The 15,082-nt window shown below is 57.2% G+C and carries 12 protein-coding genes; 3 read left to right on the top strand and 9 right to left on the bottom strand.

Annotated elements, in window-relative coordinates:
- Positions 1–193: 193 nt before the first annotated feature.
- From LG294_RS04320 to LG294_RS04330, 3 genes are all read right to left on the bottom strand, one after another.
- On the bottom strand, positions 194–754 hold the full coding sequence (locus tag LG294_RS04320) for a TetR family transcriptional regulator (RefSeq protein WP_404289850.1): 561 nt from the start codon (positions 752–754) through the stop codon (positions 194–196).
- A complete protein-coding gene (locus LG294_RS04325) occupies positions 751–2,664 on the bottom strand; it encodes an MFS transporter (RefSeq protein ID WP_404289852.1) in 1,914 nt (637 codons plus the stop codon). Before LG294_RS04325 ends, LG294_RS04320 begins: the two co-directional genes overlap by 4 nt.
- A 116-nt stretch (positions 2,665–2,780) precedes the next feature.
- Positions 2,781–3,155 carry a PH domain-containing protein gene (locus LG294_RS04330; protein ID WP_404289854.1) on the bottom strand — a complete coding sequence of 125 codons (375 nt, stop codon included), beginning with the start codon at positions 3,153–3,155 and terminating at the stop codon, positions 2,781–2,783.
- A 147-nt stretch (positions 3,156–3,302) separates the two neighbouring features.
- Between LG294_RS04330 and LG294_RS04335 the strand changes: the two genes are divergently transcribed.
- On the top strand, positions 3,303–3,989 hold the full coding sequence (locus tag LG294_RS04335) for a DUF6308 family protein (protein WP_404289856.1): 687 nt from the start codon (positions 3,303–3,305) through the stop codon (positions 3,987–3,989).
- A 143-nt stretch (positions 3,990–4,132) separates the two neighbouring features.
- Here LG294_RS04335 and LG294_RS04340 read toward each other — a convergent pair whose 3' ends face one another.
- Positions 4,133–4,570 (bottom strand): 6,7-dimethyl-8-ribityllumazine synthase, encoded by a 438-nt coding sequence (locus tag LG294_RS04340; RefSeq protein WP_404289858.1) that lies wholly within the window; start codon positions 4,568–4,570, stop codon positions 4,133–4,135.
- Between the two features lie 482 nt (positions 4,571–5,052).
- Between LG294_RS04340 and LG294_RS04345 the strand changes: the two genes are divergently transcribed.
- A complete protein-coding gene (locus tag LG294_RS04345; protein ID WP_404289860.1) occupies positions 5,053–5,625 on the top strand; it encodes a maleylpyruvate isomerase family mycothiol-dependent enzyme in 573 nt (190 codons plus the stop codon).
- Positions 5,626–5,764: 139 nt separating this feature from the next.
- Here the strand turns inward: LG294_RS04345 and LG294_RS04350 are convergent, their stop codons facing one another.
- The 5 genes from LG294_RS04350 to LG294_RS04370 all read right to left on the bottom strand — a co-directional run bounded on the left by LG294_RS04350 (position 5,765) and on the right by LG294_RS04370 (position 13,469).
- A complete protein-coding gene (locus tag LG294_RS04350; protein WP_404289862.1) occupies positions 5,765–6,787 on the bottom strand; it encodes an LLM class flavin-dependent oxidoreductase in 1,023 nt (340 codons plus the stop codon).
- Positions 6,788–6,862: 75 nt separating this feature from the next.
- A complete protein-coding gene (bioB, locus tag LG294_RS04355; RefSeq protein WP_404289864.1) occupies positions 6,863–8,077 on the bottom strand; it encodes a biotin synthase BioB in 1,215 nt (404 codons plus the stop codon).
- Between the two features lie 160 nt (positions 8,078–8,237).
- Positions 8,238–10,589 (bottom strand): GNAT family N-acetyltransferase, encoded by a 2,352-nt coding sequence (locus LG294_RS04360; RefSeq protein ID WP_404289866.1) that lies wholly within the window; start codon positions 10,587–10,589, stop codon positions 8,238–8,240.
- Between the two features lie 7 nt (positions 10,590–10,596).
- Positions 10,597–11,952, bottom strand: coding sequence for a lysine N(6)-hydroxylase/L-ornithine N(5)-oxygenase family protein (locus LG294_RS04365; RefSeq protein WP_404289868.1), 1,356 nt, complete (start codon positions 11,950–11,952; stop codon positions 10,597–10,599).
- A complete protein-coding gene (locus LG294_RS04370; protein ID WP_404289870.1) occupies positions 11,949–13,469 on the bottom strand; it encodes a pyridoxal phosphate-dependent decarboxylase family protein in 1,521 nt (506 codons plus the stop codon). Before LG294_RS04370 ends, LG294_RS04365 begins: the two co-directional genes overlap by 4 nt.
- Positions 13,470–13,784: 315 nt before the next feature.
- Between LG294_RS04370 and LG294_RS04375 the strand changes: the two genes are divergently transcribed.
- On the top strand, positions 13,785–15,059 hold the full coding sequence (locus LG294_RS04375; protein WP_404289871.1) for an MFS transporter: 1,275 nt from the start codon (positions 13,785–13,787) through the stop codon (positions 15,057–15,059).
- Positions 15,060–15,082: the final 23 nt, after the last annotated feature.

The following is a 15,082-nucleotide window of genomic DNA, read 5'->3' on the forward strand; positions in this document are numbered from 1 at the left end:
GCGAGCGGCATGGGACGCTTGCGCGCTCGCCCTTCCCGGCCTGGTTCTGGAAATCAGCTAATTCCAAATGTTTGACGGGCCACCGCTTCGAAGCCGGCCACAGATGTTCCGTTGCCGGGCCAGGGGTATGCAGCCTGGCAGCTGCTCTTCGAGGGGGAGGAGCGATTAGGGACCGCCGAATAGTGCTGGACAGCTATTCCGAGCTCGGGGCACCAGCCAGGTCAATGTGCAGTTGAACCGCCGTCGCATACTGCTCAACGACTTCATCTGCATCAAAATCTTCTGCCGCGAAGTATCCCAGAACTCGAATGCCCTCGGCCAACCCCAGCAGCTGGCAAGCTACGGCCGAGGCGTGGCGGCGGTCGGTGGTGGTATCGCCAATGGTCTTTGCCACCCCGGTCAGATAGGTTTGGCGCAGCTCCCGTTGGGTTAGCTCGGGAGTGGGCGACTGCCTGATCCTCGGAACCAGGGTCTCCCAAGGATCTACCACTGCGGCATCCCGCCGGTTGAGGATCTGCTGCACCAGCGCCCGCCCAATTCGCTCGCGGGGTAAATCCAGTTCTGCCAGGGGAACAGTGATGGTGCTGGCTACGGTGTACAGCTCGGCCTTGGAGCCAAAGAGCTTGATGACTAGGGCGGGGGAGACCTGAGCGGCCTCGGCGATTTCGCGCACGGTGACATCATGAAATCCGCGTTCCCCGAACAAGGCCGCGGCGGCTTGCCGGATGCGGCCTCGGCCATCGATGGCGCTCAAGCTGGCAACTCGATATCTACTCGCTCGGTCCGGGCGCGCAGAATGAGCTTGACCGAAGCCGCGGTGCCAGAGTGCGGTGACGCGGCGGTCAATACGTAGGTGCCCACCGGAGGCAAGTCCAAGGTGTAGCCCCCTCGCTCGTCGGTGTGGGTCGCGGCGACGAAGTCCCCGGCACCGGCACTTAGGCTGACCAGGGCGCCGGTCACTGCCACTTCCCCCGTGGCCACCACACCGCTGAGCGACAGCGTATCGCGCAGTTCCACATTGTGCTCCGTGGTTCCGCCCGAAAAGAGGACCAACTGGGATTTTGGAACCCGGCCCGCGGCATTGGCCACCACGAGATAGCGTCCTGGCCCCGGGAGCGCCGCGGTGAAAAGGCCCTCATTGTCGGTGCGAGCCCAGTCTCCAGGGACGCCGTCCTCCCGGACGAAGGTCACGATGGCTGGGCGTTGGATGCCGCTGGTGGTGGACATGATGACGCGGCCGTGCACCATTGTCTCCTCGACGTTATTCTCGGCCTTCGGCGTGCGCCCACCGCTGGGAATGAACAGGGCGATGCCGATGCCAATGGCCGCGGCCAGCGCCGCGAGCCAGAAGGATAAATGCAAGGCATCGATGGAGGGCAACCCGACGCCGTTGTGCTCGACAACAAGGTTGGCAAGGATCAACCCGGTCAGGGCGCTTGCCGCGCTGGTACCCAGCGAACGGATCAGCGCGTTAACCCCGTTGGCCGATGCTGTTTCGGTAATGGGCACCGCGCTCATGATCAGCGTCGGCATGGCGGCGTAGGAGAAGGCGACGCCGACGTTGACTAATGTTGCCCCGACAATGACCTGCCACACCGCATCATCCAGGAAGACACGCGCCACGTAGGTGAGGGCCATGATCGCCGCACCGAAGACCATCGTGGGTTTGCCTCCCCAGCGATTGAGCATAGCGCCGGCAACTGGGGACAAGAAGACCATGGCCAATCCCGAAGGCACCATGGCGAGCCCCGCAACCAGGACCGATAAGCCGAAACCATATCCGGTCTGTGTGGGGATTTGCAGCTGTTGGGTGGTGACAAGCATGTTGACGAACATTGCCACGCAGAGGAAAAATGAGGCGACATTGGTCAGGAGTACCGGCCGTTTCACCGCGGTACGCAGGTCCACCATCGGCTGGTTGACGCGCAGCTGAAGCGGGATCCAACCGGCAAGCAGCGCAAGGGCCAGAGCGAACAGGCCAAGTGTGAGCGGGCTGTTCCAGCCCCAGCTGGCACCTTTGGTGACGGCCAATAGGGCGGCGGTCAGAATCACTGAGAGGACCAGTGCGCCAGAAATATCAAAGCGGCCGGGAGTGGTGATCGTTGATTCCTTGACCAGCAGCAAGACGCCAACGAGGAATACCAGGCCCAGACCGGCGGAGACCCAGAACAGCGACTCCCAGCCGAAGGCGTTATAAAGCAGTCCTGACATCGGCATGCCTAGAGCGGAACCGATGCCTAGGGTTGCGCTCATCAGTGCGACGGCCGAGGCTACTTTTTCCTTGGGCAATTCGTCGCGCAGCACCGAGATTCCCACGGGGATCAGCGAGGAGGCGAAGCCCTGCATGGCCCGTCCTGCGATCAGAGCGCCAAATGTTCCGCCGATCGCTGCAACTAGCGAGCCGAGGGTCATCACGGCCAAAGCTAGCAGCAGCATTTTGCGCTTGCCGTACATATCGGCCATGCGGGAAATGACTGGGGTAAAAATTGCAGCGCTGAGTAGCGTGGCGGTAACCAGCCAGGACGAATCTTCGGCCGAGACGTCGAGGATCACCGGAAAATCGGGCAAGAGGGGGATGACGAGTGTCTGCTGGAGCGCGACCACCATTCCGCACAAGGCAAGGATGGCGGTGGTAGCCCACGCGGGGACGGAACGTATCGGCACGACGGTGGCCTTTGGATAAGTGATGACTTGGATGGGGGTGAACGTCTGTTTACCCCATCCAAGAACACACGGACTGTGGGTTTACTGTCAAGTAGTCCCCGAACGCCAATGTGCTTCTACAGGACGTAGCTGCCGATAATTTGAGAAAGGGAACGGATGTCCACCTTGCCTTTGAAATCCAAGCTCACCTTGCCCAGGCCGCTAAACCACAGTTCTAATTCCGCGTCGAGATCAAAGGTTCCGGCAGTTTCGACGGAGAAAGCCTGGATGCGTGAGTAGGGCAGTGAGGTGTAGTCGCGTTTCTTGCCCGTCAGGCCCTGGACATTGACCGCAATGAGGCGCTTGTTGGTGAAAACGACATAGTCGCGTGCACCTTTGAACGCGGCGAGCAGCTCTTCTCCTGCGACGAGCATAGGGGTGACTTCTGGGGCTACCTCGGCGATATTCCATGGGCCGAGTTTGAACACCGAGGAATTATTAAAATCGATCATGCCTCGATACTAAGCGTGCTTGGGGACAAAATGGCGAGCAGTCGTCGGTAGCGAGCCGGTGCGAGGAATTTGGCGCCGTGGCCTGTTGTCGGAGGTGGCTGATAGGTTGAGTTCTTCGGGCCTTCGGGCATATTTATAGGGGGATACATGCCGCTTCTCGCAATGCAATCGATCAAGCATGAGGATGCAGTCCTCGATCTCAAGAACTACTTCGAAATCAAGGCGAATGGACGACCTCTATATACAGGTTCGCGGTTCGAAACCATCGCTGGAGGAGGAGATCAAAACGAACCCAATAGGATCACGGCCGAGGACTTGATAGCGGTCTCGATGCTCTCGGTCTATGTCCCCGGACAAGCTGCTCTAGGAATCTTGGGGTCTTATTCGGAGCAGCTCGGAAAACAGTTGACCCGGATTCCCATAGACCTTCGATTCGAGGAGTTGACTGAAGGAGAATTCCAAAAATTCCTGGCCGAAGATTCTCCCGCAGACAAGCTGTGGAATATATTGCGTCAACATGGGGATCGCTGGGGAGTTGGACAGACCACCGCAAGTAAGATTCTGGCACGCAAGCGACCTCACTTGATTCCTATATTCGATTCCGTGATCGCTGAGCGGGTAAAAATTCCCGGCTCCGGTACCCAATGGACTCGATGGTGGAGTGCGTTCCATGAGGATCCAGTACAGGGCGGAGAACTCGTTGAGAAGCTGAAGAGCATTCGAGAGGCCGCGGGGCAACCACACCTTTCGCTCTTGCGAGTGTTGGATATCGTGCTGTGGAAAAGCGGCAGAAGACTAGGTATCGTTCCCGATGCGACGCTCGATGATGCGTAACGAGATGCACAACTAGTATCCGGTTAATCTCCGCTGTTTCCCCTATGCGGGAGCCAGCGGTGTCGTATGAAAGCAAAAAGCGCGAGAGTCGGTCCGAAGTGTTCTCGGACTGACCATCGCGCTTTGCATTTTTGGAGGCGAGATTATTCGCCGAGGGCTGCGATCGTACGCACGGCGCGTGCGGCTTCGGCACCCTTCTGGATGAAATGCTCGAAGTAGAACTTTTCGTGCTCTTCGCTGGAATGGAAATGGTGCGGGGTCAGGCTCACCGAAAAGGTGGGTACATTAGTGTCAAGCTGTACTCGCATCAACCCATCGACCACGGCTTGAGCGACAAAATCATGGCGGTAAATTCCACCATCGACTACTAGCGCGGCAGCCACCACCGCATCATACTTCTCCGTCTGCGCCAGGCGTTTGGCCTGCAACGGCATTTCGTAGGCGCCAGGTACGGTGACCACATCGATGGTGCATTTGACTCCAGAAGCATCCATATCTGCTTTGAATCCGGCCAAGGCCTGGTCGACGATATCGGCGTGCCAGCTGGCCTTGATGAATGCGATACTTAGCGGCTTACTCATGTAATTCTCCCTGTGTCAGTTTTCTGTGTTAACTAAATTTTGATAAGAACCATTCGAACTAGCAAATGGTTGGGGGCAATCCGAAAAATCAAACTCTCTTGCTCCAGCCTAGTGGCCTACGTCTCACACGCTTCAATGGCAGCGAGAAATCCCGTAACTATTGCTATCTGTCTATCTGTATTGGTCAGCGGCTCTAGGCCTGCCGGCGGCCAGCCCTGTAGCGGCGCATCTTATGCGAGTACTGATTCGATGAAGTAGTTCGTTGGGTCCGGTACCCAACTGGCTCGGGGTCATTCAGGCTAGTTTCCCGTAGTCGCCTGCACTAGGCTGAACGAGTCTTGGGAGCTTATTCATCGCGACTCATCGTGGAGTGCCAACCGACGAGATCTGCTGCCTGCGACGAGATGAAACTGAACGGAATTCTGATGCAAGAGTATGACTTTTGGAACGCAATCCATGCTGAACGGCACCGCCTTCTCGAAATGTTGTCGCGACTGGATGATGATGCTTGGCAAACTCCCACATTGTGCAGTGAATGGTCGGTGTCTCAGGTTGTCGCTCACCTAACTGCCGCCGCAAATACCGGTAGGTTTTCCTGGCTGCGCAGCATCGTGCTGGCCGGCTTCAACCCTGCTCTGCACAACGAGCGTCGGTTGCGCAGATACCTAGGAGAGACACCGGCACTGACGCTCGCCAGCTTGCGTGCCTCCGCCGAAAAGACGGTGGCACCAACCAAGGACTACGCGGCGATGCTTGGGGAAGTCATCGTCCACGGCCAGGACATTTCCCGACCGCTGGGCCTCGAACTAGTTCCCGAGCCAGCTGCGGTGCACGAGGTCGCCCGCTTCTTCTCCGAACGTGATTTCGCGGTGAATAGCAAGCGCCTCGTCACTGGTCTCAGGTTGGAGGCCGAAGATTCTTCCTTCTCAGTGGGTAGCGGGCCGCTCGTCAGCGGTAAACAGCTCGATCTTGTCATGATCATGGCGGGGCGACCTGCTTACATGGAGTCACTTCGCGGCGATGGGGTAGAGGTGCTTGCGCAGCGTCTTGCCTAGGAAACTCCGTGCGGAATCACCGAACGCCAAGTTCTGGGGATGGTGCAGCGAAACCGCACAGTCCGCTTCGCTTCTCGTTGGCCCCGAGCCAAGAGCGCGTCAGTTGGCGCCGAAGATTACTTTCCCTTCGGCGTTCGGCCTAGCGCCAACCCAGCAGTGGAGCTACGTGTTTGAGGACCGATTCGATGACGTGTGCGTTGTAGTCGACGCCCAGCTGATTAGGGACGGTTAGCAGCAAGGTATCTGCCGCGGCGATCGCTTCGTCTTCGGCCAGCTTCTTGGCCAGTTCATCGGGTTCTCCAGCGTAGGACTTGCCGAAGACCGCGCGAGTCTTGGCATCGATGTTGCCCACCTGATCGGAGCTGTAGCGGTCGCGTCCGAAGTACTGCCAGTCGCGCTCATCGGTCAGGGCAAAGATGCTTCGGCTCACGGAGACACGTGGCTCACGCTCATGGCCTGCGTCTTTCCATGCTTGGCGGTAGAGCTCGATCTGCTCTGCCTGCTGCACATGGAATGGTTTGCCAGATTCATCATCTTTCAATGTGGAGCTTTGCAGGTTCATGCCAAGCTTCGCTGCCCACACGGCAGTGGAATTCGATCCAGATCCCCACCAGATACGCTCACGCAATCCCTCCGAATGAGGTTCTATACGCAATAGCCCCGGGGGATTAGGGAACATCGGCTTGGGGCTGGGCTGTGCAAATCCTTCTCCGGAAAGCACTTCGAGCAGACGCTCGGTATGCCGACGTCCCATCTCGGCGTCGGATTCGCCCTCACGCGGTTCGAAACCGAAATGGCGCCACCCATCAATGACCTGTTCTGGTGATCCGCGGCTGATGCCCAACTGTAGACGGCGGTTGGAGATCAGGTCGGCGGATCCGGCGTCCTCGGCCATGTACAACGGGTTTTCGTAACGCATGTCGATGACGCCCGTGCCGATTTCGATGCGGCTGGTGCGTGCTCCGATTGCGGCGAGCAGCGGGAACGGGGAGGCGTACTGCTGGGCGAAGTGGTGCACGCGGAAGTATGCACCGTCAGCTCCGAGCTCCTCGGCCGCAACCGCTAGATCGATTGCCTGCAGCAGTGCGTCCGAGGCGCTGCGGGTTCCTGACTGTGGGTGATCAGTCCAATGTCCAAAGGACAAAAATCCGATGTTCTTCATACTTCATCCCAACGCACTTCGCGGAGCCGATATTCCTCGCTATTTGCAACCATGATCCAAACTTGCGGGCAGAGGTCAGGCATTCGGGTGTTCGGTGGTGCCAGCGCCGCGGCGGCGTAGCGTTGGCAGGTTGTTCCCACCTCCAGCACCGCATGGAGGTAATGCACTTTCCGAGACTGCACAACATCCACCGCCGCATGAGTTCTGTGCAGGTGGTAGCTCATGGTCCGCTCGTATAGCCGTCTCCCGTAGTTCCTTTGCTAGCGCTTCTGGATCTTGATTCTCTTGTCCCAAGACGATAAATCCAGCATCGGCAATCATCTGCAAATCCGCGTGGGAATCCTGCCCTTCGGAGGTCAAATAGTCTCCAAGGAAGATTGAATTAGCCACTTCCAGCGCGGTGGACTGCAGTGAGCGCAGATGCATTTCTCGGCCGCCGGCGATACGGAGTTCCTTGTCTGGGCAGGCCATGCGGACCAGTGCAAGAATGCGCAGGCAGGCCAGAGGTGTGAGGTTCCATGTTCCTTCCAAGGGAGTGCCATCAAAGGGCATCAGAAAATTGACCGGTATCGAGTCTGAGTCCAATGCGCGCAGAGCGAAGATCGCTTCGATGAGCTGATCGGGGGTTTCACCCAGGCCGACAATGAGACCAGAGCAGGGGGAGAGCCCTGCTCCCTTTGCCCGTTCTACGGTAGCTACGCGCTCTTGGTAGCTGTGCGTGCTGCAAATGTCCGGGTAGAGAGATTCTGCAGTGTTGAGATTGTGGTTATATGCATCGGCCCCGGCTGTCTTAAGCTGTTCGGCCTGTCCACTTTTGAGAATGCCTAGACAAGCGCAAACCTCCACCTGAGGATGCTCTTCTTTGAGTTGGTCAATCATGGTGGTCACCCGATTGACATCACGGTCGGTGGGGCCCTTGCCCGAAGCTACCAAGCAGACCCGCGAAGCACCTGCTGCAATGCCAAGCCCAGCCTGACGGACGGCTTCTTCTGGTTTGAGCCAGGTGTATTTCAAAATTTCAGCCTTGGAGCCAAGGCGTTGCGAACAGTAGGTGCAGTCTTCCGGGCACAAGCCTGACTTAAGGTTCACCAAATAGTTCACCTTCACGGTGTTGGAGAAGTGCTTTCGGCGGAGGAGACCGGCTGCCGAGATGAGAGCCAGCGTCTGCTCATCAGTTGTCGCCAAGATTGTGCGGGACTCGGCTTGGGTCAGGCGATGCCCTTCGCTAATCCGCGCGGCGAGGGCAAAAGGATCAAGCGCAACGCGCTTCGGGCCGGTCAGTGTCGTCATCAAAGTATCTCCCGTTGAACAGTGTTCAATATTGTTTGAATTCACTGTACAGTGGATTTTCGAATCATTGAACACTGTTCAGGATTTTGACTCGAAAGTTAAAGTAGTAGCTCGCGTCGTTTGGAGCCAAACAAGCGACGCGAGCTACGAGGAAATGTTACTAAACCGGAGAAACCACCTGGACCAAGGGATTGTCCAGATCGCCGGCATAGAGCAGGCCGCCAGATTGATCCGAAAGGTCTAGCATCTGCTGGTTATTTCGCAGTTGCAATCGGTTCAGGCAGGAGAGCGGGAAGCTGTCGGCAAACAGCCCCAATGCCTCGAAGCGGTCGGCAAAATCAGGATGTTGTTCTCGGTAGTTCAACAGGTTATCGGCGACGGCCTGCCAGAAGTCGGCCTCCGGGAGCAATCCTTCGGCATCCAATAGCGGGCTGAGGAATCGGAAGAAGGAATCAAAAACATCGGTGAAAATCGAAAGTACCGGGTCCCCTCCGGTGCGCACTCGACGGATAGTTTCCGGGAGTTCCACGCGGTCCGAGAGCACAGCAATTTCTTCGCCAAGGTCCTTGAGCAACACTCGTTGCACTGCCCCGTCGCGCAGAACCAAGATGATGTTCTCGCCGTGCGGCATGAACACCAGATCATAGGCGGCAAGGCAATGCACCAACGGCGCTAGATAAGCGTCTAAATACTGGTTGAGCCACACCTTTGGTTCAAGTCCGCTACGGCGGATCAATGCTGCGCCATAACTCTTGCCATTGGCATCCACATGGAGCAAGCTGGCCATCGTGGCAAGGGTTTCTCCATCCTCAAGCATGTCGATTGGCGATTCGCGCCAGAGCGCGGCAAGCATCTTGCGCTGTGGAGCACTGAGCGCAGTGGCCGACTCGAACTGCTGGTTTCGATATCCAACTGCCGCGACCTCGCGCAGCAACGCTACCGGTTGCGAGGCGAGCACCGGATCTGAGGCGAAAAGTTCATAAAGCCACTGATTGATCGCAGGGGTGACCTTCATATAGTCGGCGCTGAGTCCACGCATAAAGCCCATGTTCAGAATCGACATGGCAGTCTTGACATAGTGCTTGCTCGGGGCGGTGACATTAAAGAAAGTGCGAATCGACTGCTGCGCCTGATACTCATCTTCAGACAAACCCAGCCAGATCAACTGACCGCGAGCAATGTCGTTAGCAAAAGTGGTGGACAAGCGATTTTCCCACTGCCAGGGGTGGACCGGAAGATAAATGTATTCGGCGGGATCGACTCCGGTACCCGCCAAACGCCGGGCGAGGTTTCGATCCAAATTCGCTTTAGCTTCACCGCCCAGTTCATGTTCGAGCAAGGATTGGTAGTCCAACCCATCGATGGAGTCGAAAGAAGCTTGCGAAGCATGCGCGGCAACCCAGCCGAGCCTGATGGCGGCTCCTGTTTCCGGAGCGTAACGCAGGTAATCGGAACTTCCCACGCCGATGCGCCCATTATTCGCCACGAAGCACGGGTGCCCCTCGGTCATAGACGATTCGACGCGTTGGAAGGATTCTGCTGGAGTGCCGCTAGCTTCGGCCAATTGTGTGCTGTCGTGCAGCGCATGCGCCTGCTTGTAGCAGTGGCTGCCCAGCGTGCTGTTCAGCTCTTCTAGATAGGTGGGCAGCTGAGCCTCGCTGAGCGTTAGTTCGGTGGCGAAGAGAATGACGAAATCCAATACGTCAACGTTCGTACCGTGCCACCGATCCGAAGTTTGGATCAGATGCTCAATCGACGACTGTGCGATTTGCCAGTGATTCAGCGCGAAGCGTCGGGCGGTGAATTCATAGCGGTGTCCCTGCTTTTCAACCCGATAGCGGTCATCTCCCAGTGGAAGCGGATCCAGCAGCCGCTCGTGGCTGAATTCTCCTAGGGCCTTGGCTAGAACGTGCCTATTCGCTAGTTCCCAGCGAGCAGGGCTTAAATGGTTTGCGCCGGTTGATATCCCGGTGGTGCGCTCAAAATCCTCGCGGGTGCAAATCGAAAGCAACGCTTGCTTGGGCCCCTGCGGATCATCAAGCGTGACTTCTTTCAGCGGCTGGAAACCGACCCGTGAGTTGAGTGCTTGAATCGCCTTGTTGCGCACATCTGGTTCCACCACCACTCGTTCAATTCCCGGTTGAGTGAAAGCATGCCGCAGAGCAGCACCGAGGGCGTGCAAAGTGAATCCGGTCTCCACTTTCTCGCCGGGCGCGGGAGCTAGGAAATGCAGTCCACGGTCTCCACGAACATACGGATACTTTCCCGCAAGTGTGGATGTCGACGGATCGTAGAGTTCGATCAGGAAGCGTGGTTCGCCGGAGAGCTCGCCAAGGAGCACCTCATATCCGGGGAGCTCCAGCAATCCGTGATATTCGACTTCAATCTCCTCAAGACTTGCAGCGGGCATCCCCCAATAACGGGCATGCTCGGTGGCGATCCAGGAATGCAAAAGCTTAGCGTCGGACGGCAGCTGAATACTGCGGACGGTAAATGAATCGTAGTTCGTCATGGGGCTCCTAGTCTTGGGCCGAGATTGATTGCGGCATGGAAGTTGGCAAGTTCTCCAGCGCTGCTGCACCGAATCGTTGGAAGGCAATGCGGTTTTCTACCTGATAGACATCACGCCCGGCAATGCGGTTGATGAGCACCGAATTTCTGTAGGCACCCATCCCGAGGTCCGGGGCGGTGAATCCGTGCGTGTGTAGTTCAGCGTTTTGCACGAAGATGTCGTGGTTCGTGCCTACCGAGTAATTGCGGTCCACGGCGAGGCGGCCGTCGGGCAGGCGGGTGATTCGGTTTTCGAGGCCCTTAAGGAAATCTGGTGTTCCGTTGCGGTAGCCGGTGGCAAGAACCAGCGCGTCAGTGAGGAACTCAAAATTCTCCTTTTCTCGTTCGTGGTGCAGCTCTACGAGGATCGCACCGTCCTGAGGTCCTACGGCCGTTGCTGCGCATCCCGTGCGCAGGTGAACCGGTGCCGGAGAATTCACGCTGCGCTGGTAGAGCTCTTCGTGTATTTCATCGATCAGGTCGGCATTGATGCCCTTATATAGACCTTTTTGCGCCTTGGAGAGAGCATCGCGTTCGGACAGCGGCAGTGCATGGAAGTGGTCTATATATTCTGGGGAAGTCATTTCCAAGGTCAGCTTCGTATACTCCAACGGGAAGAAGCGCTCGGAACGTGTTGCCCAGACCAAATGATCTTGCTCTGGCAGACTGCGCAGCAGGTCGAGGAAGATCTCGGCGGCACTCTGCCCGCTACCCAGCACCGTGACGACCTTGGGCACCTGCTCGGGCTTGGGGGCAATAATGCTCTGACGCGAATACAGGTACTCGGAAGAATGGGTCACCGAGCTCGAAGACAACAGCTGTTCGTCGACGAAGTCCGGGATATAGGGTTGGGAACCGGTGCCGAGCACCAGCTTGTCCGCGCTGAAATGGGTCAAACCACGGTCGGTGAGCACCGAAAGCTGGTAGGCGCCATCCGCGTATTCGGCAGCCAGCACGCGGTGTCCGAAGCGGACACTGGGTAAGAGTCGTGAAGCCCAAGCGAGATAGTTGCTGTATTCGTTGCGCAGCGCGTAGAAGTTTTCGCGGATATAGAACGGATAGATCCGTCCCTTTTCCTTAAGATAGTTCAGGAAGGAAAACTTGTTCGTGGGATCTGCGAGCGTGACAAGGTCTGCCATGAAGGGCACCTGCAGGTGCGCGCCGTCCAACATCATGCCCGGGTGCCACGCGAAGTTGTCGCTGGCTTCCAGCACCGCGACCTTCAGCTCCGCTAGCGGGTCGGTTAGTGCTGCGAACCCCAGGTTGAAGGGGCCTGCCCCAATGGCAATCACGTCAAAGTGTTCTTCGGCTATTCCACGGTTCATGCGCGGGCTCCTTCTAAACGTTCTAGCAGCAAGTCATTTCCGACCCGGCAAATTGCGTCGAGTATTTCGGTCAGATCTTCCATGGTGGTATTCGGGTTCAGCAAGGTCAGCTTGAGCATGCGCTGGCCGGCCACGGTGGTGGCTGCGATCATCGCTTCGCCAGTGCGGTAGAGCCGTTGTCGAATCTGGTTGGTCAGGTCATTCATTTCAGAGCAATCCAGTTGGCTGCTGGGATCTTTGAAGCTGAAGACCAAGGTGCTTAGCTGTACAGGGGCCTCCAGCTCCAACTGTGGCCTGAGCGAAACTTCGGCCTCCAAGGACTCGGCGAGGTCGATCACCCGATCAAACATTGCACCGAGACGAACCGCGCCCAGCGTGCGAAGAGTGACCCAAAGCTTAAGCGCATCGAAACGCCGGGTGGTCTGCAATGATTTATCGACCTGGTTCGGGGTCTGATGAGCTTGGGACTTCGGGTTCAGGTATTCGGCGTAGTGGGCAATGGATTCGAAGGAGTTTGCCTCGCGCAGGATCAGCGCACTGGAACCAATCGGCTGGAAGAAAGACTTGTGGAAGTCCACGGTGACCGAGTCGGCAAGCTCGATGCCAGACAGCCGTTCGCGGTATGAGGAAGAAAGCAGCAGTCCGCCGCCATACGCGGCATCAACGTGGAACCAGGCGCCTACTTCTTTAGCTAGGGCAGCTATGGGTGCCAGTGGGTCTATGGCACCGAAGTCGGTGGTTCCCGCGGTGGCCGAGATGGCCATCGGGACCAACCCGCGATGAATATCGTGTGCAATCTGCTCGCGTAATTTGTCTGCGTCCATCCGGTGGTGAGCGTCGGTATCTATGCCGACGGCGGCATCATGACCTAGCCCCAGCATCATTGCCGCGTTGGCGATGCTGAAATGCGCGTCTTTGGAGGTGTAGATACGCAGGTTCTGCAGCTGTTGAGGCAACGACCCAGACGTTTTCGCCACCGCGGTGTTGCGGGCGATCAGCATGGCTTGCAGATTGGACTGGGTGCCACCGGAAGTGAAGATGCCGTCCGCAGTAAGCCGTGGAAAGCCGATGAGCTGACCGGTCCACGCGGTGAGTCGCCGTTCAATGAGGGTCGCTCCGGCGCTCTGGTCAAAGGTATCCATTGAAGTGTTGAGGCTCGTGACAAACGCTTCTGCGGCCACTGCAGGAATTGCCACAGGGCAATTGAGATGGGCAGCGTACTTTGGGTGATGGAAATAGACCGCGTCACGCAAGTAGATCTTTTTCAACTCGTCAAAAGACTCGGCGTTGCTTCCGAGCGGTGAGTCGAGATCAATGGCCTCGATTAGGCCTTGCAAGTCCTCGGGAACTGGGCCCGTAGTGGGCGAGTCGACCGCGGCGAGCTGATCGGTCACCCGTAATAGTGCTTCTCGGGCTTCGGATTCGTAGTGATCCAACGTGCCCGCGCACAATAACGAATCATCAAAAAGCTGCGAGTCAAACTGGGGGATGTGCAGGGTCTCAAGAGAGGTTCCCACGGATACTCCTCACATGGTGATTTAAGTATTTGGTTAGTCTTCCCTAACCGCGAACTATTAACATCACAACTAGGTAACGTATTGCAAGCTCTTTTTGCATGTGACGATCCGATGGGAGCCAACTGAATGTGCCAAAAAATCGAGATCTCCATGAGTTGAAAGCATGGGGTAGGCGAGATTATTTCGCCAGATTTCGCCACTCAGTCACACAAAACGACTAGTCGGCGGGAGAAAGAATGGTCGACCCAGTTTCGGATACGGTAGCGTTACCTTCAGGCCGCCGTGTGACCTTTCTGACAATTTTCATGGAGTGTAATGGAAACGAATTTGCGTGGTGAGAGACGTTTCCTTTATTCAAATGCCAGCGATGCGGCCGGTCGAAGCCTGGCAGACGTCACCGTAGACCTCATCTTTGTCACCATACTTGGCGCAAGCGCCTGGCAAATGGGACTACTCAACACATTAGGTTCTGTCGCGTTCCTCGTCGCCACAATTCCCATTGGGTATCTGGTTGACCGTTACCGCCCACTTCGCATACTGCGCTTTGGACTTGCAACAAAGCTCGTGCTGGCCGGTTGCCTATTGCTTTTGACCTACACCGGGGCACTGAGCATAGGGTACGGATTTCTGTTGGTAACGTTACTGGGCGTCTGCAACGTCGTAGCAGAGACTGCGCAGGTCTCCGCAGTCCCGCAACTGAATACAGCCACTGGTGCAGCACGCTCAAGCTCGATGAGTCGCCTGATCGCTAAACTCACCGCCGCAGATCAGTCGCTGGCGATCATCGTCCCTGTCCTTGCGGGCACCGGCTTCGTAGTCTTCGGAGCGTCCTCACTTCTGACGGTCTGCGCGGTTCTAGCCACGATGGCGTTGTGTTTCGCCTGCTTCGTCAGGCTCCCCGACAAGACGGGCCCGCAAGAAAATCAAAGCCCCGGCAACACGGAAGAAATTCAGGATACTCACTGGCTCTCTGGCCTGAGATACCTGCGCACCAACCGGACACTAGTCGCGGTCACCGTTGCGGTTATGTGTTCAAACTTTGGGCTCGCTCTAGGATCCTCAGTAGAGGCGCTGTTTATCGTGAACTATCTAGGCTTCGGTGCTCAGGGCTTCGGTATTTTTGCCGGTTTAGGTGGTGCTGGCGGGCTGCTGGGGGCAGCATTGGCCACCCGTATTGCGGTTCGATTTTCAGCCACTCAGCTGACTACGGCGACGTTACTCATCCAATTCTTCTTGGCCAGCATGGTTTTTCTCGCTGCATTCGCTGTCCCAATGGTCTCCATGATTCTGCTCGGCGCCCAAGCAGTGCTGTGGGGAATTGCGGTGATCGTCTTTAACGTCGCAGTTTCGGCATGGGTTGCGGATATCACACCCGAACAGCTCTTGGGTCGGGTGAGTAGCGCACGCCGGTTATTCACCTTCGGGTCGATACCGCTGGGAAGCCTCGTTGGCGGCGCCATCGGTTCGGTTTTCGGGATTCCGACTGCCCTGGGGCTGTGGCCGTTGGCCATAGCCGCAGGGCTCATCGGATACCTCGTGGTTCGACCCCGCAAGGCACTCCTGAGTGCAAGACGGATTCGGCGACCTTAAACGATAAGCTTGGAAAACTAGCT

Source organism: Glutamicibacter arilaitensis, from assembly GCF_044793945.1.
Taxonomy (GTDB): domain Bacteria; phylum Actinomycetota; class Actinomycetes; order Actinomycetales; family Micrococcaceae; genus Glutamicibacter; species Glutamicibacter arilaitensis_B.